Source organism: Pseudomonas sp. EL_65y_Pfl2_R96 (assembly GCF_963970905.1).
In the GTDB taxonomy this organism is placed as follows: Bacteria; Pseudomonadota; Gammaproteobacteria; order Pseudomonadales; family Pseudomonadaceae; genus Aquipseudomonas.
Map to the genome: position 1 here is coordinate 121,820 of NZ_CAXAQH010000013.1, position 23,483 is coordinate 145,302.

The window sequence follows — 23,483 nt, forward strand, 5'->3', positions numbered from 1 at the left end:
TCCCACTCACGACGAACAACTGATCTCCAGATGCTTGCCCCATTCCGGTGGCCGCTCGGCATAACTCTCCATCCCCGGCTGTTCCTTGAACGGATTGCTCAGCACTGCATGCAAACGACGAACTTCTGAATAGTCGCCGCTTTCCGCCGCATCGATGGCTTTTTGCGCCAGGTAATTGCGCAGGATATACAGCGGATTCACCGCATGCATCCGTTCCCGGCGCAGCTCCTGATCAACCTCACCTTCATGAGCAACCCGAGCGACGTAGAGCTCGCCCCATGCATCGAAGCCCTTGATGTCGACGAAGTCATCGCGCAAACGGGCGACGGCCAGTTCGGGTGACTCATCCCCCAGGCGGCGGAAAAACAGGCTGTAGTCGACGCCGCTGTTTTGCATCAGTTGCAGCAGGTGCTCCAGTAGTTTCTGGTCGTCGTCTTCGGCCGTGGTGAAACCGAGACGGCGGCGCATCAGGTCCAGGTAGTGGGCCTGGAACAGAGGCAGGTACAGGCCGAGGGTTTCGCGCAGGGCGTCGACGCTGATGAACGGCGTCAGGGCCTGGGCGAGGGCGCTGAGGTTCCATTGGCCAATCGGCACCTGGTTGCTGAAGGAGTAACGGCCCTGGTCATCGGAGTGGTTGCAGATGAAATGCGCGTCAAAGTCGTCGAGGAAGGCGAACGGGCCGAAGTCGAAGGTGATGCCCAGGATCGACATGTTGTCGGTGTTCATTACGCCGTGGCAGAACCCATAGGCTTGCCATTTGGCGATCAACTCGGCATTGCGCTCGACGATTTCGCGGAACATCGCCAGATACGGTTCCGGCTGTTCCAGGCAGTGCGGGAAGTGCATGGCCAGCACGTGTTCACCGAGTTCTTTCTGCTGCTCGGGGCGCTTGGTGTAGTAGAAGAATTCGAAATGCCCGAAGCGCACATGGCTCGGCGACAGGCGCAAGACCATGGCCGCGCGTTCCTGTTTCTCGCGCCAGACCGGCGTGTCGGAGCCGATCACGCACAGTGCGCGCGTGGTGGGAATGTTCAGGGCATGCAGGGCTTCGGAAGCGAGAAACTCGCGGATCGACGAACGCAGCACAGCCCGTCCATCGCCCATGCGTGAGTACGGCGTCTGACCGGCGCCCTTGAGGTGCAGGTCCCAATGCTCGCCGGCTTCGTTATAGACCTCGCCCAACAACAGGCCGCGACCGTCGCCCAACTGCGGGTTATAGGAGCCGAACTGATGTCCGGAATAGACCATCGCCCGTGGCTCGGCTTCGGCCCACAGCTTGTGGCCGCCGAACAGCTCGGCGAACACCGGCGTCTCGGCCTCGGCCGGGTCCAGGTCCAGCAGCGCCATGGCGGCGGGGCTGGCGACCACCAGCCGTGGGGCGGCGAGGGGTTCGGGCAGCACGTGGGTTGAGAACGCGTCGCCCAGGCGGGCGAAGCGATTGTCGAAGGTCAGTTCGTCGAGGGCTTTCAACGGCCATCTCCAGCAGAATGTCCGAGCATTCTGCTAGGGATAGAGCGCTTAGTCGAGTTCGACAGGCGGCGGCTCCCGCCGCGGATTGCCATCGGGCAGCGGCACGATGGTTTTGGTTTCCGGCTCGACCGGCACCATCTTGTACTCCTGGCCGTGAAGGTTCTTGAGATAGACCTCCATTTGCCGGAACGAGATGTTGATCTTCTGCTTCTTGAACTCGCGATTGATAAAGCGGTTGACCTCATCAAGTACCGGGTTGCGGTCGCCGAGGTCGCGCACATGCATGCGCAACTCGTGGTCGAGGGTGCTTTCGCCGAAGTTCAGGAAGTACACCTGGGGTTCGGGGTCCTTCAGTACGCGCGGGTTATCGCGGGCCGCCTTGAGCAGCAGCTCTTTCACCAGATCCAGGTCCGAGCCGTAATCGACGCCGAGCTTGAGGGTTACCCGGGTGATGGTGTCGGTCAGGGACCAGTTGATCAGTTGCCCGGTAATGAACGTCTTGTTCGGGACGATGATGTCTTTGCGGTCGAAGTCGGTGATGGTCGTGGCGCGGATGCGGATCTTGCTTACCGTGCCCGACAGGTTGCCGATGGTGATGGTGTCGCCGATCCGCACCGGGCGTTCGAACAGGATCATGATGCCGGAGATGAAGTTGGCGAAGATCTCCTGCATGCCGAAACCGAGACCGACCGACAGTGCCGCCACCAGCCATTGCAACTTGTCCCAGCTCACGCCGAGGGTGGACAGGGTCGAGACGAAACCGACGCCGGCAATCACATAGGACAGTAGCGTGGTCATGGCGTAGGAGCTGCCCTGAGCCAAATTCAGCTTTGAGAGCACAAGCACCTCCAGCAAACCCGGCAGGTTGCGCGCCAAGGCGAGGGTGATGCCGATAATGATCAGCGCGCCGAGCATGTCGCCGATGCTGATCGGCACCATGCTCATGTTGGCGCCGGTGCCGCTGGTGTATTCGTAGAGGGTGATGTTGTCCAGGTACGCGAACACCGAGATCAGATCCGACCAGACCCAATACAGTGCCGCAATGAAACCGCCGAGCAGCGCCAGGCGGATCAGTCGCAGGGACTGCTCATTGACTTTCTCGATGTCCAGGGTCGGCTCTTCGATCACCGTTTCACCGTCGCCGGCCTCTTTCGCGGCCTGACGTTTGGCCAAAGCGCGCTGATAGGCCAGGCGCCGTGCCGCGACACTGAGGCCGCGCACGAAGGCGGCTTCGATCACCAGCCAGAACATCAGCAAGTAAAGCGTGTTGATCAACCGGTCGCTGAGTTTCAGCGCGGTGTAGTAGTAGCCAAAGCACACGGCGATGAACAACGCGATCGGCAGGGCGGTGAACAGGATTCCCAAGGCTTTGCGGAACAGTGATGTGTTTTCGTGCGTCGGGCTGCTGACCAGCAAACGGCTGAGCAACCAGGCCATCAAGGCGTAGCAGGTCAGCACCACCGGCATGCCGAGCACGTCATCGGCCAGCGCCGCCGGTTGCAGTTCGGCGACCGCCACCACGGTCACCAGGGCCATCACCACCAGCCCGAGCCGGCGAATCCAGCCTTGAAGGAATTCGACCTGAGGTTTTTCCCAGCGGAAATGCAGTTCGGCCACGCCACCCGGCGCGAGGATGCGGTAGGCGGTGTAGAACACCAGCCAGGCCTGGGCCATTTGCAGCAGCGCCGCACCCATGTTCGTATTCTGCCCGCGGGCGTCGATCTGCAAGGCCAGGCCGCACAAGGCCAGGCCCAGAGAGACGGGCATCGCCAGCAGGATGTTGATCAGAATTGCTTGCGGGGTGTGCCACTGGCTGTCGCGCTTGAAATGGCCGATGTCCTGGTGAACTTTATTCAGGCGGGCATAGAGATTCTTGCGGCGCCATAGCAGAGCCCCGATCAGCAAGGCCAGTGGCAGGAACAGCAGCGGCCGCTGCGTCAGGCCATCGGTCAGTTCGCTCAGGCTTGAGGCCCACGGCAAGGTGGTGACCTGGCGTTGCAGGCGATCCGGCACGCCGTGCATCCACTCTAAATCCAGCGGCTTGTTGCTGGGAATCCAGAACATTTGCTCGTCGAGGGTCGCCCGCAGACTTTGGGCGGTGCTGAGCAGTTGCTTCTGGTTGAGTTGCAGGGTGATGGATTCGTTGAGCACCGCGCTCAGTTCGCGATTCAGGCGCTCCAACAGGTCCGCTCGGGTGCTGGCCAGTTCCAGCAGGCTCTTGCGCAGTTGCGGGGTGACTTGCTCGGGTGGTTGAGTTGCCAGCAGGTTATCGACATAGGTGATCGGGTTGCTGAGCAGTTCCCGTTGCTGACTGACTTCGAACTGATACAGGCGAATGTCGGCAATCTGGTCGGCAAGGTCGCGGTCGAGCCTGAGACGCGGAAGAGCCTGTTTCTGTTTGTAGAGAATCTTGGAGAGCAGCAGGCTGCCCTTGAGCACGTTGATCTGTTCGTCCAGCGCCGAATCGCTCTGGGTCACGCTGTCCAGTTGCTGCTTGGTCTGCAGGTTCTGTTGAGTAACTTCATTGAGGCGGTCGGTGCTTTTGAGCAGGTAGTCCGAGAGCTTCAGGTTGGCCGCGCTTTCGGTGGCCAGCAGGCTGCTGCCGCCAGCCTTCTGCGCTTCGATGGACTGTTGGGTCACTGTCTCTTGCGACTGGGCCAGGCGTTTCTGGTTGATCAGGGTTTGCAGGTCCTGGATCTCCTGATCCAGGCGATCGGATTTTTCCGACAGCAAGTCGTGCTGGCTGTTGCCCAGGTCCTGCAACAGGCTGTTGCCGGCCAGTTCCTGGCGACGCAACGGGATCAAGGCGTTCAGTGCCGCGAGTTCAGCATTGAGCTGATCGCGCTGCTCAGGGGTCAAGGTCTTGCCGCTGTCCTTGCCGAGCTTGAGGGTGTTATTGATCTGTTGGATACGCGTCTGGCTGGCAGAGATCTCGGCCTGGGCGCGCTCGGGGCGGGTCTGGGCGGTGATGATCAGGCTGTTCGCTTCGGCCAGGGCTTTCTGCAGATCGCTTTGCTGGGTGGAGCGTTCGGTCAACAGTTGTTCGAGCTGCTGAATCGTCTCTTTGGTATAGCGTTGCCCCACCGGCACCACTTTGGTGGCCTTGAGGCGGGTCAGTTCACGCTGGTTCTCGATATTCTGCTTCGGAGCGTTGGCCAACTGCTGCTTGAGATCGATCAGCTTCTGATCGTAATCGCGCAGGTTGTTGAGCTGGGTGAGCGTGCTCTGCAGGATGGTTTGCAGGGTTTTCTGGTCGGCTTCCGGCAGTTTGCGGTCGGCGATCTTGTTCAGGCTCGTCTGCACGGCTTCGCTGGACGGCGGTTCGGCGGCTTGCAGCGTGCTGATTGAAAGGCTCAAGCCCAGCAGGGCCATGATGAAAAAGGTGCGCAGAGTTGACATAGAGACCGATCGAAACGAGATGAAGAATGGAGTTTAGAGGAACAAGCCGGGACCGGGGCGACTTCCTTCGGGGAATCTGACGCCCACTTTACCGATCTTGTTCCCTTCCATGACCGCGACGGTCCAGAGGGTGTTGTTCCACTCCACCTGGTCACCGACGACTGGGGCACCGCCCACTTTCTGGGCAATGAAGTGGCCCAGGGACACGTTTGGATCGATGCCTTCGACTTTCAACCCGTACAGGGCAGCAACCGCGCCCAGCTGGGCGTCTCCTTCGAGCACGAAGTCGCCGAAGAAGCGCAAATCCAGCCCCCGTTGCGGTGCCTGACTGAAGAGTTTACCGAGGGCTGGAAGGTTGTGTTCATGGCCGATTACGCAGAGCAAATCATCGACTTCGAGCACCGTACTACCCGACGGATGGAGCAGTTGTTGGCCACGAAACAGGGCCGCGATACGGGTGCCTTCGGGCATTTTCAGCTCGCGAAGGGGCGAGCCGATGCACCATTTTTCGGCGCCGAGGCGATACACGAACAGCTCCCACTCGCTGGTGACATGCACTTCCAGCGCCGAACGGGTGATGGGCAGGGGTTCCGGCGGGACGGTCACTTTCAAAAGCTTGGCAACCCACGGCAGGCTTGTGCCTTGCACCAACAGCGACACCAGCACGATAAAGAACGCCAGGTTGAAGTAGAGCTGAGCGTTGGGCAGCCCGGCCATCAGCGGGAACACTGCCAGAATGATCGGAACCGCGCCGCGCAGGCCCACCCAGGAAATGAATGCCTTCTCGCGCCCATGGAACGCTTTGAAAGGCAGCAGGCCGACCAGCACCGACAGCGGACGGGCAAACAGAATCATCCACAGCGCCAGGCCCAGCGCCGGCAGCGCAATTGGCAGCAGGTCATGGGGCGTGACCAGCAGCCCCAGCACCAGGAACATGCCGATCTGGGCCAGCCAGGCCATGCCGTCGAGCATATGCAAAATACCGTGACGGCTGCGCACCGGGCGGTTGCCGATCACCAGGCCGCACAGGTACACCGCCAAAAAGCCGCTGCCGTGCAGGGCGTTGGTCAGGGCAAACACCACCAGGCCGCCGGCAATCACCAGAATCGGATAAAGGCCGGTGGCCAAATGGATGCGGTTGACCAGTTGCAGCATCAACCAACCGCCGCCGAGGCCGATGACGCCGCCGATACCGAACTCACGCAGCAAGTGCCCGAGCAGGCTCCAGTGCAGGCCGGTCTGGCCGCTGGCGAGCATGTCGATCAGGGTCACGGTGAGGAACACCGCCATCGGGTCGTTGCTGCCGGACTCGATCTCCAGGCTCGCGGTCACCCGTTCGTTCAGGCCCTTGCCACCCAGCAACGAGAATACGGCCGCGGCATCGGTGGAGCCGACGATGGCGCCGATCAGCAGGCCCTGAATCAGGTTCAGGTTGAACAGCCACGCCGCCGCCATCCCGGTCAGCCCGGTGGTGATCAACACCCCGACCGTAGCCAGCGACAGCGCCGGCCACAACGCCACGCGAAAACTCGCCACCCGGGTGCGCAAGCCGCCGTCGAGCAGGATCACTGCCAGGGCGAGGTTGCCGACCAGATAAGCCGTGGGGTAGTTATCGAAAATAATGCCGGCGCCGTCGACACCGGCCGACATGCCCACCGCGAGGATGATCACCAGAATCGGGATACCGAGGCGCGATGAAAGTGAGCTCACCAGAATGCTCGCACCTACCAGCAACGCGCCGATCAAGAACAGGCTGTTGATGGTCGTCGCATTCAAAGGCAGTACTCCAGAAAGCTAAAGGCGGGCACAAACTGACCATGCAGTCTGCGTGCCAGCGATTCTAACCTGTTGAAATGTGATGCTGTCAAAAAGCTTTTAACGCTGATCATCCACACCCGCTTCGGCTGGATGAGATCACTGTGGCGAGGGAGCTTGCTCCCGCTGGGTCGCGTAGCGACCCCAAACCGGCGCTGCGTTGCATCAGGTTCAATGCTTGGACCGATTTGCGACTGCTTCGCAGCCGAGCGGGAGCAAGCTCCCTCGCCACAGAGGTGGTGTAGCCGTTACAGGCTAAACCGCCCGACCATGTTGTTCAGGTCCAGCGCCAGGCGCGACAGCTCGCTGCTGGCCGCACTCGTCTGGTTGGCGCCAGTGGCCGATTGCACCGACAGGTCACGAATGTTCACCAGATTGCGGTCCACTTCACGGGCCACCTGGGCCTGTTCTTCGGCCGCGCTGGCGATCACCAGGTTACGCTCGTTGATTTCGACGATGGCGCTGTTGATGGTGTCCAGCGACAGGCCGGCACCGCGAGCGATGTTCAAAGTCGATTCGGCGCGCTCGGTGCTGTTGCGCATCGAATCCACAGCGTGTTCGGTGCCGCTCTGGATGCTGCCGATCATGCGTTCGATTTCGCTGGTCGATTGCTGGGTGCGATGGGCCAGGGCACGCACTTCGTCGGCGACCACCGCAAAACCACGACCGGCTTCACCGGCACGGGCTGCTTCGATGGCGGCGTTCAACGCCAACAGGTTGGTCTGGTCGGCCAGGCCGCGGATCACGTCCAGCACTTTGCCGATGTCCCGCGACTCGTTGGCCAGATCGCCGATCAGGGTAGCGGTGCTCTGCACGTCGGCGCTCATGCGTTCGATGGCGCTGACGGTTTCCTGCACCAGGTCACGACCATCACCGGCAGAGGTGGTGGCATTTTTCGAGGCTTCGGAGGTGCTCACGGCGTTGCGGGCGACTTCTTCCACGGCGCTGGTCATTTCATTGACGGCGGTGGCGGCCTGTTCGATTTCGTTGTTCTGCTGGGTCAGGCCACGGGCGCTTTCGTCGGTGACGCTGTTGAGCTCTTCTGCGGCGGACGCCAGTTGCGTGGCCGAACCGGAAATACGTTGCAGGGTGTCGCGCAGTTTTTCCTGCATCTTCGCCATCGCGGCGAGCAGACGACCGGCTTCATCTTCGCCATCGACCGTGATCGGGCGCGTCAGGTTGCCTTCGGCGATTTCTTCGGCGGCGCTCAGGGCGTTGGCGATGGGTTTGGTGATGCTGTTGGTCAGCAGCCAGGCGAACAGCAGGGTCAGGCCAGTGGCGATCACCAGCAGGGTCACTACCAGGTTGAAGGCTGACGAGTACTGGTCGGCGGCTTGCTGGTTGGCGTTGTCGGCCTGCTGGGTGTTGATCTCCAGCAAGCGGTTGAGCACGGTGTTGATGGCTTCAGAGTTGTTCAGCAAATCGGTGTTGACCAGTGTGCGCAGTTCGTCGACCTGATTGTTGCGCGACAGGCTCTTCATCCGGTCTTCGATCTGGCGATACTGCCCCAGCAACTGCACATACTGATCATAGGCCGCACGTTCCTGCGGGCTGGCGATCAGTTTTTCATAGGTTGTCTGAGCCGTTCGAATCTGCTGGTTACGGGTTTCCAGAAGGTCCATGGTTTTCAGCTGGACGTCCGGCTCACGATTCACCAACAGGCGATAAGACAGCACGCGCAGACGCAGGGTCAGCTGTGTGAATTCATCGAGGCTTTTAATGCTCGGTACGCTGTTCGAGGTGATCTCCTCGGCGGCGCCGCGAATCTTGCTCATCTGGTTCAGGGCGAACACACCCAGAATCAGCATCATGACGCCAATCAGGGTGAAGCCGAGGAACGCCCGCGGTGCGATATTCATATTTCGTAGGGACATGGTGTTCACCGAAAAAAGCGCATCCGTGCGGCGCTGAGACTGCTGTATTCATGGCTTATCGGTCATACGACTAAAGTCTTGAGTCGCTGCGCGCATTTGTCGCAGAAGGGCCGCAACGACGAAGTGCAGGAACCAGAGCCGTCAATCGCAGTCTTTAAAGCTCGCGAGGAAGGTCGACCGTCAGGAAAATCAAGGCCTTGCGCCTGCATAACCCTGGCTTCCACAGTGACTTTTCTTTATCGTACGCGCCCTTTGAAAATGCCCGGAAAATCAAAATGTTAGAAGCATCCCTAAGCCAACTGGAACAGCTGGTCAGCGACCTGGTGCAACAGAACCAGACCCTGCTCGGCACGCATCAATCCCTGAGTGCAGAACTGGCCCGGGTCAAGGATGAAAACGAAAGCCTGCAACTGAGCCTGATGGAACAGGAAGAGAAACAAGGCGCCACTGTCGCACGCATCCAGGCCTTGGTTGAGCGCGTCAGCGCCGGCCCTGTCAGCGCATGAGTTACGGCGCCGCAGGGGTAAAAGTCGTCTCGATTCTGGGCGAGGACTATTCAATCAAGGCGCCGGCCGGGGAAGAGCAGACCCTGCTGGACGCTGCATTGATGTTGAAGGCCGCCCTGGCCGAGACCAAAAAGAAATACCCGACGCTGATCGGTGACCGCTTGCTGGTGCTGGCGGCGATGAATCTGTGCTCGCAGCAGATCGAAATGCAAAAGCGTCACCGGCAGGAACTCGACCGTTACCAAGAGCAAGTCAGCGCCACGGTTGAAGTGATCGCCAAGACGATCAACCAGGCCTGAGCGGCTTTGCGCACAACCAAAGAATAAATTGTCGATTTAGTTGTATACAATCGGCATGGCTGTTGCAGTGTTTCAGCCTCTTATTCTTTGGGGGTGCTCCATGCAGTTCTGGCGACGCAGTATTCAATGGCAGTTGATCCTGAGCATGGGCACCGCCCTGCTGGTCAGTATTCTGATCGTGGTTGGCATTTATACCTTCGTGGTCAACCGCCTCGCCCAGCGCTATCTGGTCGAGCAGGCGCTGCCGTCGAGCATCGAAGCGATGCGCAACGACATCGAGCGAATCCTCGTTCAACCCCTCACCGCCGCCAAGGACATTGCCAGTAACAGCATGGTGCGAGACTGGTTGGCCGGGGGCGAAAACAGTGTCCAGACCGACACATTCGTGAAGTATCTGGAAGGCATCCGCACCGAGCACAAAGCCTTTACCGCGCTGATTATCGGCGCCGCTTCAAGCCATTACATCACTGAAAAAGGCCTGGACCGGACGCTCAGCCGTTCCAATCCCAACGACGCCTGGTTCTATTCATTCCTCGACAGCAATCAGCCGCGCACCCTCAATATCGACAATGACACCGCCACCGGTGAGTTGGCGCTGTTCATCGACCTCAAGGTCGAGCAGGCCGGTAAAGTCGTGGGCGTCGCCGGGCTGGGCCTGAGCATGAAAGAACTGTCGGAGCTGATCCAGAATTTCAACTTTGGTGAGCGCGGCAAGGTCTATCTCGTGCGTTCCGACGGATTGATCCAGGTTCACCCCGAGGCGCAGTTCAGCGGCAAACGTACGCTGGTCGAGCAAATCGGCGCTTCGGCGGCGCAAGCAGTGATGGGTCCAAAAGCTGCCACCAGCAGTTTTGCCCGCGATGGCGAAGAGTTTCTGGCCTTGAGCCTGCCACTGCGTGATCTGGGCTGGACCCTGGTGGCCGAAGTGCCGCAGTCGCAGATCTACGCCGAAGCTCGCCGGGCGATGTGGATGAGCCGCGGTATTGGTCTGGTCGTGGCGCTGGTCTGTCTTTTATTAGTGGTGTTGCTCGCCCGTGGGCTGGTACGGCCGATCCGTCAGGTAACAGTGGCGCTGGTAGCCATCGGTAGCGGTGGTGGAGATTTGACCCACAGGTTAAATTCCAGCCGCGCCGATGAGCTGGGTGACCTGGCTCGCGGTTTCAATCGCTTCCTGGAAAGTCAGCGCGACATGATCGGCGAAGTCCTGGCCACCAGTGAGCGTTTGCGCACGGCGGTCGGCCAGGTGGCGCGGGTGGTGGACAACACGGCCGAACGCTCGGGCCGTCAGCAGGAAATGACCGACATGGTCGCCACCGCTGTTCACGAAATGGGCCTGACCGTGCAGGAAATCGCTCAAAACGCCGGCAACGCGGCCGTCGCTTCGCAAACCGCGCGGGATGAAGCGCTGCAGGCGCGGGAAGTGGTGGGCGGATCGATCCGGCATATCGAAAGCATGTCCGAGGAGATTGGCATCGCCGCCGGTGCGGTGGGCGAGTTGGCTCATCAAGTGGCGTCCATCGATCAGGTGTTGGCGGTGATTCGCGGGATTTCCGAGCAGACCAATCTGCTGGCGCTCAACGCCGCCATCGAAGCGGCGCGGGCCGGGGACATGGGGCGCGGGTTTGCGGTGGTGGCCGATGAAGTGCGGACCCTGGCGCGGCGAACTCAATCGTCCACCGACGAGATCCAGCAAATGATCGGCAGTCTCAAGCAAGGCGCGGAGAATGCGGTGTCTTCCATGCATTCCGGGCAAGCGGCGACCGGCACGGGCGTTGAGTCGAGTCAGCGCACCGGGGCGTCGCTGACGGCGATTACCGGGCAGGTCGAGCGCATCAGCGATATGAACCATCAGGTGGCCACGGCGACGGAAGAGCAGTCGGTGGTGACGGAAGAGATCAACCGCAATGTACAGGGGATTTCTGATTTGGCGCGGGCCACGGCGGGGGAAGTCAGGGCTTGCCGTGAAGACTGTCAGACGTTGCAGCGCTTGGCGGATGATTTGGCTCGGCAGATGGGTGGGTTTCGGTTGAGCTGATAAATGTGTTGCCTGTACTGACGCCATCGCGGGCAAGCCCGCTCCCACAGGATTTGTGCGTGGAACACATTATCTGTGAACAACAGAGATCCCTGTGGGAGCGGGCTTGCCCGCGATTGGATGTCCGCTTCGCCACAAAGCCCCGATCAAAACCACTCATCCCGCATCGTCAGGCACACATCATCCCGAGCCTCAAGAATCGCCAGCTCATGGTGGCAACCCGGCACTTCCCACGTCAGGAAATACCGTGCCGCCTGCAGCTTGCCTTTATAGAAGCTCACATCCGCCGCATTCCCTTTGGCCAACCCTTCCTCCGCACGAATCGCCTGCTCCAGCCAACGCCAACCAATCACCGTATGACCGAACACCTTCAAGTACAGCGCCGAGTTCGCCAGGCTGCTGTTGACCTTGCCTTGAGCCAGATCGGTCAGCAGGCCGGTGGTCACGGCTTGCAGGCGCGCCATCAGTTTCTCCAGCGGTTCTCGCAGCGGCGTTAGCGATTCATACACCTGCGCCCGCTCGCCGGTGTCGGCGATCAGGCGGATCAGTTGCTTGAGCCCCGCGCCACCGTTCTGCGCCAGTTTGCGCCCGAGCAAGTCCAGGGACTGAATGCCATGAGTCCCTTCATGGATCGGGTTCAGGCGGTTGTCGCGGTAATACTGCTCCACCGGATACTCACGGGTGTAACCGTGGCCGCCGAGGATCTGGATCGCCAGTTCGTTGGCCTTCAGGCAAAACTCCGACGGCCAGGACTTGACGATCGGTGTCAGCAAATCCAGCAGCTCATGAGCCTGTTTGCGCTCGGCTTCGCCTTCAAGGGTTGTAGTGTCGTCGAACAGCCGCGCCGCATATAACCCGAGGTCGAACGCGCCTTCGACGTAGGCTTTCTGGGTCAGCAGCATGCGTCTGACATCGGCATGCTGAATGATTGCCACCGGCGCGGTGGTCGGGTCCTTGCTATCCGGCACCCGACCTTGCGGACGCTCGCGGGCGTATTCCAGTGAGTACAGATAACCGGCATAACCCAGCATCACCGCGCCCATGCCGACGCCGATCCGCGCCTCGTTCATCATCTGGAACATGTAGCTCAGGCCATGGTGCGGCTTGCCCACCAGATAGCCGACACACTCGCCGTTGTCGCCGAAGTTCAGCGCGGTGGACGTGGTGCCACGCCAGCCCATCTTGTGGAACAACCCGGCCAGCAACACGTCGTTGCGCTGGCCGAGGCTACCATCATCGTTGACCAGAAACTTGGGCACGATAAACAGCGAAATGCCCTTCACCCCGGCCGGTGCGTCTGGCAGTTTGGCCAGCACCATGTGCACGATGTTTTCCTACAGCGGGTGATCGCCACCGGAGATGAAGATCTTGTTGCCCTTGAGTCGATAGGTGCCGTCGGACGCAGGCTCTGCGCGGGTTCGAATATCCGACAGCGACGAGCCAGCATGGGGCTCGGTGAGGGCCATGGTGCCGAAGAAACGGCCGTCGATCATCGGTTGCAGGAAGCGTTGCTTCTGCTCATCGGTGCCGAAGCTTTCGATCAGGTTGGCCGCGCCCATGGTCAGGAACGGGTAAGAAGTCGACGCCGCGTTGGCCGACTGAAAGTGCGCAAAGCACGCTTGCGACAGCAGCGTAGGAAGTTGCATGCCGCCCGCGTCGAAATTGCGCGCGGCGTTGAGGAAACCGGCTTCGAGGAAGGCGTCCACCGCCGGTTTCACTTCCGGAATCAGAATCGCCTGACCGTCCTCATAGCGCGGCTCGTTCTCGTCGCCCTTGCGGTTGTGCGGGGCGAATAACTTCTCGGCGATGCTGCGGGCAGTGCCGATGGCCGCATCGAAGGTCTCGCGGTTGTGCTCGGCGAACCGCTCACGCTGGGTCAGGCCCTCGGCATCGAGGACTTCATACAGCTCGAAAGCCAGATTACGGGAACTGAGCAACGTCTCGGACATGGCGGCCTACCTTATTTTGGAATGGACCGAGTCTAGGCGTGGGAATAGAGGCTGAACAGGATGATTGATGAGCGTGATGGTGCAGCAGAGCGGCGGCTTAGCAGGCGACACAAGCAACTGTGGGAGCGGGCTTGCCCGCGATGGCGTCAGACCGGTCAATATCATCAGTGACTGATACATCGCTATCGCGGGCAAGCCCCACAGGTAATGTGTAAACCAGGCACCCATTGCAGGTGCCCGGTCTTGTTGCGGTTTAGCCGATCGTCATCAAACTGGCATTACCACCCGCCGCAGCGGTGTTAACGCTCAACGCACGCTCGATCACCAGACGTTCCAGCGCAATGTTGGTTTCACCCTGCGACAAGCCGTGAACCCCGACAATCGCACCGGCACGCTTGGCCACTTGCTGGCAGACCGCACGCAACTGGTCGGAATGGCCGTGATGCAGGACCGCATCAATCACCACCTCGTCCTTGGTCCAGTCGGCAACCCGCTTGATCCGCGCCTGGATTTCTTTCGGCAGGCGTGCGAACAGGGCCTTGCCCGGTTCAGCGTCCGGCCACACCGCCGAACCACCGACGGCCAACACCGCCGCCAGTTGGGTCAGCAAATCGCCTTCGACATCCGCCAGGCACAGCACGTGTTCGCGCGGCAGGATGGCGTAGCTGTTGCGCTCGCCGGTCGGGCCTGCCAGTACACGGGTGATCCCGCTTTGCGATTGCGCCGCGAACTGCACGCACAGGGCGCTCAAGTCAGCGAGCTTGTTGCTGTCGGCCCAGGCTTTCAGGGCGGTCAGCGGTTTGCTCATGGCGTCACGCAGGCGGACGTCCGGTGCAGCGATGGCGTCGCCGCGAGCGAAGGATTGTTCGATCGCATCGGTAGGACGCGTCGACAGCAAGCGGTACAGGTACAGCGGACCACCGGCTTTCGGGCCAGTACCCGACAGGCCTTCACCGCCGAACGGTTGCACGCCGACCACAGCACCAACAATGTTGCGGTTCACGTAGACGTTACCGGCGTTGACGTTGTCGATCACCTTGGCGATGGTCTCGTCGATGCGAGTGTGTACGCCCAGGGTCAGGCCGTAGCCGGAAGCGTTGATCTGGCCGATCAGTTGATCGATCTCTTTGCGCTTGTAGCGAACCACGTGCAGAACCGGGCCGAAGATCTCCCGTTGCAGTTCGTCGAAGCTTTCCAGTTCGATCAGGGTCGGCATCACGAAGGTGCCGCGTTTGACTTCTTCGCTGTTGGCTATGGCCACCTGATACACATTGCGACCTTTGTCGCGCATAGCCTGGATGTGCTTCTCGATGCCGGCTTTGGCTTCGGCATCGATCACCGGGCCGATGTCCACGGACAGGCGCTCAGGGTTGCCGAGACGGCATTCAGCCATGGCGCCCTTGAGCATTTCGATGACGCGGTCGGCGGAATCTTCCTGCAAGCACAGCACCCGCAGCGCCGAGCAACGCTGGCCAGCACTGTCGAAGGCCGACGACACCACGTCGATCACAACCTGTTCGGTCAGCGCCGAGGAGTCGACGATCATCGCGTTCTGGCCGCCGGTTTCGGCGATCAGCGGAATCGGACGGCCCTGGGCATCCAGGCGACCGGCGACATTGCGTTGCAACAAACGAGCGACTTCGGTGGAGCCGGTGAACATCACGCCTTTGACCCGATCGTCACCGACCAGACGGGCACCAACGGTTTCGCCACGGCCCGGCAGCAGTTGCAGCACGCCTTCCGGAATCCCGGCTTCGAGCAACAAACGCACGGCTTGAGCAGCCACCAGCGGGGTTTGTTCCGCAGGTTTGGCCAGTACCGGGTTACCGGCGGCCAGGGCAGCAGCGACCTGACCACTGAAGATCGCCAGCGGGAAGTTCCACGGGCTGATGCAGACCACCGGACCCAACGGACGGTGGGCATCGTTGGTAAAATCGTTGCGAGCCTGCACCGCGTAGTAACGCAGGAAGTCCACGGCTTCACGCACTTCGGCGATGGCGTTGGCGAAGGTTTTGCCGGCTTCGCGAGCCAACAGGCCCATCAACGGCTGGATCTCGCCTTCCATCAAATCGGCGGCACGTTCCAGGATCGCGGCACGTTCGGCCGGCGGGGTGGCCTGCCAGATCGGCCCAGCGTTCAGGGCGCACTGGATCGCGTTGTCGACGTCTTCGACAGTGGCTTCCTGTACGTGACCAACCACGTCACGCAGATCCGACGGGTTCAATACCGGCGCAGGGCTTTCAGTGCTGGACGCGCAGCCGAGCATCGGCGCGGCTTTCCAGTTGTTGTGAGCAGTGGCCAGCAGGGCGCACGACAGGGAAGCCAGACGATGTTCGTTGGCCATGTCGATACCGCTGGAGTTGGCGCGCTCGGCACCATACAGGTCACGTGGCAGCGGGATACGCGGGTGCGGCAGGCCGAAGCCGCCTTCCAGCGTCGCCATCTGCTCGATGCTGGCCACTGGATCGGCCACCAGCTCCTGAATCGAAATAGACTGGTCGGCGATGCGGTTGACGAACGAAGTGTTCGCACCGTTTTCCAGCAGACGACGCACCAGGTACGCCAACAGTGTTTCGTGAGTACCGACCGGTGCGTACACGCGGCACGGACGGTTCAGCTTGCCTTCGGAAACTTTACCTACAACCTGTTCGTACAGCGGTTCGCCCATGCCGTGCAGGCACTGGAACTCATACTGGCCGGGGTAATAGTTCTGACCGGCGATGTGGTAGATGGCCGACAAGGTGTGGGCGTTGTGCGTGGCGAACTGCGGATAGATGACTTCCGGCACCGACAGCAGTTTGCGTGCGCAGGCGATGTAGGAAACGTCGGTGTACACCTTGCGGGTGTAGACCGGATAGCCTTCCAGGCCTTCGACCTGGGCGCGTTTGATTTCGCTGTCCCAGTACGCGCCTTTCACCAAGCGGATCATCAGGCGATGACGGCTGCGGCGAGCCAGGTCGATCACGTAATCGATCACGTACGGGCAACGCTTCTGGTAAGCCTGGATCACGAAGCCGATGCCGTTCCAGCCGGTCAGTTGCGGCTCGAAGCACAGGCGCTCCAGCAGATCCAGCGACAACTCGAGGCGGTCGGCTTCTTCGGCGTCGATGTTCAGGCCGATGTCGTATTGCTTGGCCAACAGAGTCAGCGACAGCAGGCGCGGGTACAGCTCGTCCATCACGCGCTCGTACTGGGCGCGGCTATAACGCGGGTGCAAGGCGGACAGCTTGATGGAAATGCCCGGGCCTTCATAAATCCCACGACCGTGAGAGGCTTTGCCGATCGAGTGGATGGCTTGTTCGTACGAGGCCAGGTACTTCTGGGCGTCGTGCTCGGTGAGTGCGGCTTCACCCAGCATGTCGTAGGAATAGCGGAAGCCCTTGGCTTCGAACTTGCTGGCGTTGGCCAGGGCTTCGGCGATGGTTTCGCCGGTGACGAACTGCTCGCCCATCAGGCGCATGGCCATGTCGACGCCCTTGCGGATCATCGGCTCGCCGCTCTTGCCGATGATGCGGCTCAGGGACGACGTCAGGCCGGCTTCGTTGTGGGTGGCGACCAGTTTGCCGGTCAGCAGCAAGCCCCAGGTGGCGGCGTTGACGAACAGCGACGGGCTGTTGCCCAGGTGCGGCTGCCAGTTGCCGGTGCTGATCTTGTCGCGGATCAATGCGTCGCGAGTGCCTTTGTCCGGAATGCGCAGCAGCGCTTCGGCCAGGCACATCAGTGCCACGCCTTCCTGGGACGACAGGGAAAATTCCTGCAACAGGCCCTGAACAATCCCGGCACGGCCGCCGGCGCTCTTCTGATTGCGCAGTTTCTCGGCAATCGAGGCGGCGAGCTTGTTGGTGGCGTCGCACATCGGGGCCGGCAGGCGCGCCTGCTCGATCAGCATCGGCACCACTTCGGGTTCCGGGCGACGGTAAGCGGCAGTGATAGACGCACGCAGCACCGATTGCGGCAGGATGCTTTCAGCGAACTCCAGGAAGCACTGGTGCGCGTGATCGGTATGGACTTCGCCAGCGTCGTCGGCGTCTTTGCCGGTCAAACCGCTCAGCTCGGTCAGGGTTGCACCACCCTCGAGTTTTTCCAGGTAATTGAAAATTGCCTGCTTGATCAGCCAGTGCGGCGTGCGATCGATCGAGGTCGCGGCGGCCTTGAGGCGTTCGCGGGTCGGGTCGTCAAGTTTGACCCCAAGGGTGGTGGTAGCCATATTTTTATCCTCATGTTTGCCACGACCTCGTGGCATCAGCTGGCGGCAAGATTAGCTGTGCGTTGGTCGAGGTGCAACCGGGTGCAACCCTTTTTTGTCGGAATAATCGGCGGCTCGTCAGGAAATAAATTCTGGTACACATCTCCCGCGCCTGCTTGGTGCTTTTGCTTCTAGCGCAATGCGAAAAACGCCCTGAAAAGGAGCAAAAAACGACCCTTTTCAAGATAATCCGACTAGGTGCAACTTATTCTGGCGAAACTGGTTGCACCTTATTTGCTTTGTTGAATAGCATTCGCGGCCAAGGTGCAACCGGTCAAAAAGATCGGTGCGCCGGCTGATGGCTTTCCTGGGGAAACATCAGTCATAAATGCGCGGGATCCCGAATCGTCTGTCAAACGTCTTCGTTTGCGAGCGGTTCACCAGCCGCCGTTACATAAAAACAATGCCAGGGCGTCACTCAATGAGCGTAAGCAATCCAACCCTGATCACGTTCGTGATCTACATCGCAGCAATGGTGCTGATCGGCTTCATGGCCTATCGCTCCACCAACAACCTTTCTGACTACATTCTGGGCGGTCGTAGCCTGGGCAGCGTCGTGACTGCACTCTCTGCCGGTGCTTCCGATATGAGCGGCTGGTTGTTGATGGGCCTGCCAGGCGCCATCTACATGTCCGGTCTTTCCGAAAGCTGGATCGCCATCGGCCTGATCATCGGTGCTTACCTGAACTGGCTGTTCGTCGCCGGCCGTCTGCGCGTGCAGACCGAGCACAACGGTGATGCACTGACCCTGCCGGATTACTTCTCCAGCCGTTTTGAAGATAAAAGCGGCCTGCTGCGGATCATCTCCGCGGTCGTGATCCTGGTGTTCTTCACCATCTACTGCGCTTCCGGCATCGTGGCCGGTGCCCGTCTGTTCGAAAGCACCTTCGGCATGTCCTACGAGACAGCGCTGTGGGCCGGTGCCGCGGCGACGATTGCCTACACCTTCGTCGGTGGTTTCCTGGCAGTGAGCTGGACTGACACCGTACAAGCCACGCTGATGATCTTCGCCTTGCTGCTGACGCCGATCATCGTGCTGCTGGCCACTGGCGGCATCGACACCACGTTCCTGGCGATCGAAGCACAAGACCCAAGCAACTTCGACATGCTGAAAAACACCACCTTCATCGGCGTGATTTCGCTGATGGGCTGGGGTCTGGGCTACTTTGGCCAGCCGCACATCCTGGCGCGTTTCATGGCGGCGGATTCGGTCAAGTCGATTGCCAAGGCACGTCGCATCTCCATGACCTGGATGATCCTGTGCCTGGGCGGCACCGTCGCTGTAGGTTTCTTCGGTATCGCTTACTTCTCGGCAAACCCTGCCCTGGCGATGCCCGTGACCGAAAACCACGAGCGTGTGTTCATCGAACTGGCGAAAATCCTGTTCAACCCGTGGGTTGCCGGTGTGTTGCTGTCGGCCATTCTGGCGGCGGTAATGAGTACGCTGAGCTGCCAACTGCTGGTGTGCTCGAGCGCCCTGACCGAAGACTTCTACAAAACCTTCCTGCGTAAAACCGCTTCCCAGGTTGAGCTGGTCTGGGTCGGCCGTGCCATGGTGCTGCTGGTTGCCCTGATCGCCATCGCTCTGGCGGCTAACCCGGAAAACCGTGTACTGGGTCTGGTCAGCTACGCCTGGGCTGGTTTCGGTGCCGCGTTCGGTCCAGTTGTCCTGATCTCCGTGATCTGGAAAGACATGACCCGCAACGGCGCACTGGCCGGCATCCTGGTCGGCGCGATCACCGTGATCGTCTGGAAACACTTCGAACTGCTGGGCCTGTACGAAATCATCCCTGGTTTCATCTTCGCCAGCCTGGCGATCTACTTCGTCAGCAAAAGGGGCACACCGACCGCCGGCATGCTTCAGCGCTTTGCTGCGGCCGAGAAGGATTTCCGCCTGAACCAGTGATGGGGATGAGCTGATGCTCTGACCTTTCGGCTACAACAAAACGGCCCGCTTCCTACTGGAAGCGGGCCGTTTTTTTGCGCTGTTTCTTTTGACGCAGGGCGTGAAACATCGAAGTTCCATTGTGGGAGCGGGCTTGCCCGCGATAGGGCCCTGTCAGTCACAAATGCATTACCTGACCCACCGCTATCGCGGGCAAGCCCGCTCCCACAGTTGTTCGGTGGTGCTTCTGACAGGAAAGTCTGTAGTCCTATATCCCGATTTTTGAAGGAAAAATCCCTAAAAAAGCAGGGAAAATCTGATTTTCCTGACCTCCGCTCAACACCCCTTGTCGCTCATGCAGAATCGCCCGCCTTCATTCTGTAGAGACACATCGGATGTTCGCGCCAGCCAATCAACCGCGTTTCACGTTGACCCTCGACGGCGTCCAGAATGAGCTCAAGGTACTTGAGTTCACGGGCAAGGAAGCCATAAGCCAACCCTACCGCTTTGACCTGGAACTGGTCAGCGAGCGCCCGGATCTGGAGCTCGAAAGCCTGCTGCATCGTCAGGCCTTTCTGAGTTTCGATGCGCAAGGTTCCGGTATTCACGGTCAGATTTTTCGCGTCGGCCAGAGCGATTCCGGCCAGCGTCTGACGGGCTACCAAATCAGTCTCGTGCCGCGTCTGGCGTACCTCGGTCAGCGTATCAATCAGCGGATTTTCCAGCACAAAAGCGTGCCGACTATCGTCGCGCAAATCCTCAAAGACCACAGCATCCAGCGCGATGCCTTCGAGTTCCGGCTCGGCAGCGACTACCCCGAACGCGAGTATTGCGTGCAGTACGCCGAAAGCGATCTGGCGTTCATCCAGCGGTTGTGTGCCGAGGTAGGTATTCACTACCACTTCCAGCACAGCCCCGACGGGCATCTGTTGGTGTTCGGCGATGACCAGACGGTTTTCCCCCGGCTGCCCGAGCCGACGCTGTACCTGCCAGGCAGTGGGATGGCGGCAGATGCGCCAGCGATCAAACGTTTCAACGTGCGGCTGGAAACCCGGACCACAGCGGTCACTCGCCGGGACTACGACTTCCGTAAACCGCGTTTGCAACTCGAAAGCCGCCACGACAGCGAGCAGCGACCGGTGCTCGAGGACTACCACTTCCCCGGCCAATTCACTGATCGCGAACATGGCAAGCATCTGGCGCAACGGGCCTTGGAGCGCCACGGGGCAGATTACCGCCAAGCCGAAGGTCGCGGCGACGAATCTGCGTTGGTCAGTGGGCATTTCCTACACCTCGCCGAACACCCGCGCCAGGCGTGGAATGACCTGTGGTTGATCACCGAAATCGAGCACCGGGGCCGGCAGCCGCAGGTGCTGGAAGAGTCGGCCACCAGCGACAGCCCGGATGATTTCCAGGGCTATCGCAATACCTTTCTGGCGACGCCGTGGGACGTTTCCTTTCGCCCGCCGCTGGGACCAGAAAAGCCACGCATGCTCGGCTATCAACCCGCCATGGTCACCGGCCCGACTGACAGCGAAATCCATTGCGACGAGTACGGTCGGGTCAAGGTTCAGCTCGCCTGGGACCGTGACGGTGAGCTCAACGAGCATTCCAGTTGCTGGTTGCGTGTCGCCACTGGCTGGGCGCATGACCGTTACGGCAGCGTGATGATTCCGCGCGTCGGCATGGAAGTGCTGGTGGGGTTCGTCGACGCCGATGCGGACAAACCGCTGGTGATGGGTTGCCTACCCAACGCGGCGACCCCGGTGCCGCTCGATCTGCCGGCGGACAAGACCCGCAGCATTTTCCGCAGCCAAAGTAGTCCCGGCGGCGGCGGTTACAACGAAGTGCGCATCGAGGATCGCAAGGGCGCCGAGGAAATCTACCTGCGCGCCCAGCGAAACTGGACCCAGCACGTACTGAATGATCAACAGGTGCAGGTCGATAACGCTCGCAGCATCGTCGTTACCGGCACCGCCCGCCATGAACTGAAGGCTGACGAAAAACGCATCACCCACGGTCAGCGCCAGACCGAAGTGCGGCTGGACGATCACTTGGTGGTGGCCGGTGACCGGCACATTCGCGTGACCAGTCAGGCCCTCAATGCCAGTCAGCAGTTTCACGTCAGCGCCGGCCAGCAAGTGGTCATTGACGGCGGTGCCAGCGCGACCATTCAAGCGGGCGGGCAGTGGATCAACATCGGCCCCGGCGGGATTTTCAGCAGCGTACCGATTCAGGTCGGTGGTGCGCCGATGGCGGCCATGGCTGCGGCGCCGAGCCTGCCGGATGTTCCGTTGAAACTCGCCGCCGCCCCGGCGGCGCTGCTCAGTGCCGCACAAATACTCAGCCTGCAAAGCGACGCGCCGTTCTGCGAAGAATGCGAGCGCTGCAAGGACGGTGTTTGTGCCGCCTGATGCCTTGTCACCTCGCGCCTGGCTGGAGCACCAGCCGCTGAAACCGGCGGAGCAACTGTTTGCGATATTCAGCAGCGCCAGTGCTGCTGAACCGTTCAAAGCCTGGCAACGCTCAATCACCGCTCAAGCGCCGAGCCCGATCTGGGCTGATACCGCGTATGCCGAGTGGGAAGCGGTGATGCCCTATGTCGGAATCGTCGCTGCGGATAGTGAGTTTCTGGAGTGGGTTGCCGCCACTGAGTCTCGTGACTGGGGCTGGTTGGCGGTTTCTGCGGCCAGTCATCAAGCGCTGGTCGAGCACTTGCGCTCTCTCACACAAGCGCTGCTGCCCAATGGCGACAAGGTATTTTTTCGGTTCTGGGATGGGCGCTATCTGCTGCCAATTCTGCAATCCGCCGAGGTCGATTCCGTGCAGCTGCTGCCGCTGATCGGGCGTTGCCTGATCAATGGTCAGGCGCACGAGATCGGTGGTCGCGCGCTGAAAACCTCCCTCGTTTTTCCATGGTGGAAAGTCCCGGCGACGTTGTTGGAACAGCTCGCCGCACAGTCTGAAGTCACCCGAATCAACAACCTGCTGAAGTGGCTGAGCGAAGACCGCCCAGACCTGTTTGAAGCGTTTTCCGAAAGCGTTTTGCGGCGCAAGACCGCGAGTTTTCTTGAAGCGCCGGACCTGCCCCAAGCAGCGAAACAAGCGTTGGTGGATTACCTGATGGCGGAGCTGAGCTGATGGATCAGATTGTGCGCATCGAGCAGGAGCTCGACAGTTTTCCGAACACCCTGACGCTCTACCGCGAACAGCTCAAGCACTGGTTCAGCCGGGCGGCAGATACGGCCAGTCACGCTGCCGATCTGCCTTCGCTGATGGGCATGGAACGGATCATCAGATTCGGCAATGCCAGCACCGTGGTGAGCAGTGGCGACGACGACTTTCTCTCCACAGTCGTGCAGTGCCCGAAAGGTGGAAAGCTCGAGATCGAGAGCAAATTTGAATCGGTTTATGACATTCCCGTGGGGAATATTCAGGTCGATGTGATTGCCATGGATGGCGGTAAGTCGACGCCGGTCACGCTCGATAAAAATGGCAAGGGAACATTCCGAGGGGAAGAAGGCAAGCTCTACCGCATTCACGTCCACAACGAAGTCACACCACAGCAAGTTGAAGATCTTTTCTCTTCCTACGATGGCCTGACGAAGGAGCTCGACAGCTGGCTGCGAGATGAGTGGCGGACGTTCAAGCCGAAGTGGTCGCAATCGTCTTCGGTGGCTGTAGGCAATGGAATGCTCGCGGGCAGTTGGGCGGCCATTGAAGGTGTGTGGGACGGCATCAGCCTGCTGTCGGACATTCTCAAGGATCCGGCGAAGTTCGCAGAGCGGTTGGGTGAAAGCGCCGCGGAGCTGGAAAAGCTCGCCAAAACCGCACCGGATGTCATGGAAAAAGCCCAGTTGCTAGCCAGTGACGAAGCAGCGCTGTGCCTGCTGGTGCGCTGCGCCAGCCTGTGGTTGGACATGCTGCCACCGAGCGAAATCGCCGGCAAAACCGCCGAAGCGGTGTCGATGATGGTGGTGCAGCTGTTGATCGACATCCTGATTG

General features: G+C 60.4%; 11 protein-coding genes and 4 pseudogenes. 8 read left to right on the forward strand and 7 right to left on the reverse strand.

Going from position 1 to position 23,483, the window contains the following annotated elements; all coding sequences use genetic code 11:
• Window positions 1–6: 6 nt before the first annotated feature.
• The 5 genes and pseudogenes from selO to AACY49_RS31870 all read right to left on the reverse strand — a co-directional run.
• The gene (selO, locus tag AACY49_RS15605; RefSeq protein ID WP_339524889.1) at window positions 7–1,470 is read right to left on the reverse strand and encodes a protein adenylyltransferase SelO; all 1,464 of its coding nucleotides are present in this window, start codon (window positions 1,468–1,470) and stop codon (window positions 7–9) included.
• Between the two features lie 48 nt (window positions 1,471–1,518).
• A complete protein-coding gene (gene mscK, locus AACY49_RS15610) occupies window positions 1,519–4,869 on the reverse strand; it encodes a mechanosensitive channel MscK (RefSeq protein WP_339524891.1) in 3,351 nt (1,116 codons plus the stop codon).
• Between the two features lie 33 nt (window positions 4,870–4,902).
• Window positions 4,903–6,645, reverse strand: a complete 1,743-nt coding sequence (locus AACY49_RS15615) for a potassium/proton antiporter (protein ID WP_339524893.1) — start codon at window positions 6,643–6,645, stop codon at window positions 4,903–4,905.
• 287 nt (window positions 6,646–6,932) lie between these two features.
• Complete coding sequence (locus AACY49_RS31865; protein ID WP_445262645.1) at window positions 6,933–7,805, reverse strand: methyl-accepting chemotaxis protein; 873 nt, start codon at window positions 7,803–7,805, stop codon at window positions 6,933–6,935.
• Window positions 7,788–8,558, reverse strand: a pseudogene (locus tag AACY49_RS31870) (MCP four helix bundle domain-containing protein); the annotation flags it as partial. The gene AACY49_RS31865 and the pseudogene AACY49_RS31870, both read right to left, overlap by 18 nt.
• Before the next feature lie 275 nt (window positions 8,559–8,833).
• On the opposite strand from AACY49_RS31870, the gene AACY49_RS15625 reads away from it, so the two are divergent.
• From AACY49_RS15625 to AACY49_RS31880, 4 genes and pseudogenes are all read left to right on the forward strand, one after another.
• Window positions 8,834–9,064, forward strand: coding sequence for a hypothetical protein (locus AACY49_RS15625; RefSeq protein ID WP_258697895.1), 231 nt, complete (start codon window positions 8,834–8,836; stop codon window positions 9,062–9,064).
• Entirely contained in the window at window positions 9,061–9,363 is a 303-nt protein-coding gene (locus AACY49_RS15630; protein ID WP_258697894.1) for a cell division protein ZapA, read from the forward strand. The genes AACY49_RS15625 and AACY49_RS15630 overlap by 4 nt, the downstream gene beginning before the upstream one ends.
• 145 nt (window positions 9,364–9,508) lie before the next feature.
• A pseudogene (locus AACY49_RS31875) lies at window positions 9,509–10,531 on the forward strand (HAMP domain-containing protein); the annotation flags it as partial.
• A gap of 135 nt (window positions 10,532–10,666) precedes the next feature.
• The gene (locus tag AACY49_RS31880; RefSeq protein WP_445262646.1) at window positions 10,667–11,398 is read left to right on the forward strand and encodes a methyl-accepting chemotaxis protein; all 732 of its coding nucleotides are present in this window, start codon (window positions 10,667–10,669) and stop codon (window positions 11,396–11,398) included.
• 146 nt (window positions 11,399–11,544) lie between these two features.
• On the opposite strand, the pseudogene AACY49_RS15640 reads toward AACY49_RS31880, so the two are convergent.
• Window positions 11,545–13,347: pseudogene (locus AACY49_RS15640) on the reverse strand (acyl-CoA dehydrogenase).
• 253 nt (window positions 13,348–13,600) lie between these two features.
• Window positions 13,601–17,554, reverse strand: a complete 3,954-nt coding sequence (gene putA / locus AACY49_RS15645) for a trifunctional transcriptional regulator/proline dehydrogenase/L-glutamate gamma-semialdehyde dehydrogenase (RefSeq protein WP_339524900.1) — start codon at window positions 17,552–17,554, stop codon at window positions 13,601–13,603.
• Window positions 17,555–18,014: 460 nt separating this feature from the next.
• On the opposite strand from putA, the gene putP reads away from it, so the two are divergent.
• From putP to AACY49_RS15665, 4 genes and pseudogenes are all read left to right on the forward strand, one after another.
• Complete coding sequence (putP, locus tag AACY49_RS15650) at window positions 18,015–19,499, forward strand: sodium/proline symporter PutP (RefSeq protein WP_339524902.1); 1,485 nt, start codon at window positions 18,015–18,017, stop codon at window positions 19,497–19,499.
• Window positions 19,500–19,873: 374 nt separating this feature from the next.
• Window positions 19,874–21,892: a type VI secretion system Vgr family protein gene (locus AACY49_RS15655; protein WP_339524904.1), complete on the forward strand. Its 2,019-nt coding sequence runs from the start codon at window positions 19,874–19,876 to the stop codon at window positions 21,890–21,892.
• The gene (locus AACY49_RS15660) at window positions 21,882–22,619 is read left to right on the forward strand and encodes a DUF4123 domain-containing protein (RefSeq protein WP_339524906.1); all 738 of its coding nucleotides are present in this window, start codon (window positions 21,882–21,884) and stop codon (window positions 22,617–22,619) included. Before AACY49_RS15655 ends, AACY49_RS15660 begins: the two co-directional genes overlap by 11 nt.
• A pseudogene (locus tag AACY49_RS15665) lies at window positions 22,619–23,483 on the forward strand (type IV secretion protein Rhs); the annotation flags it as partial. The gene AACY49_RS15660 and the pseudogene AACY49_RS15665, both read left to right, overlap by 1 nt.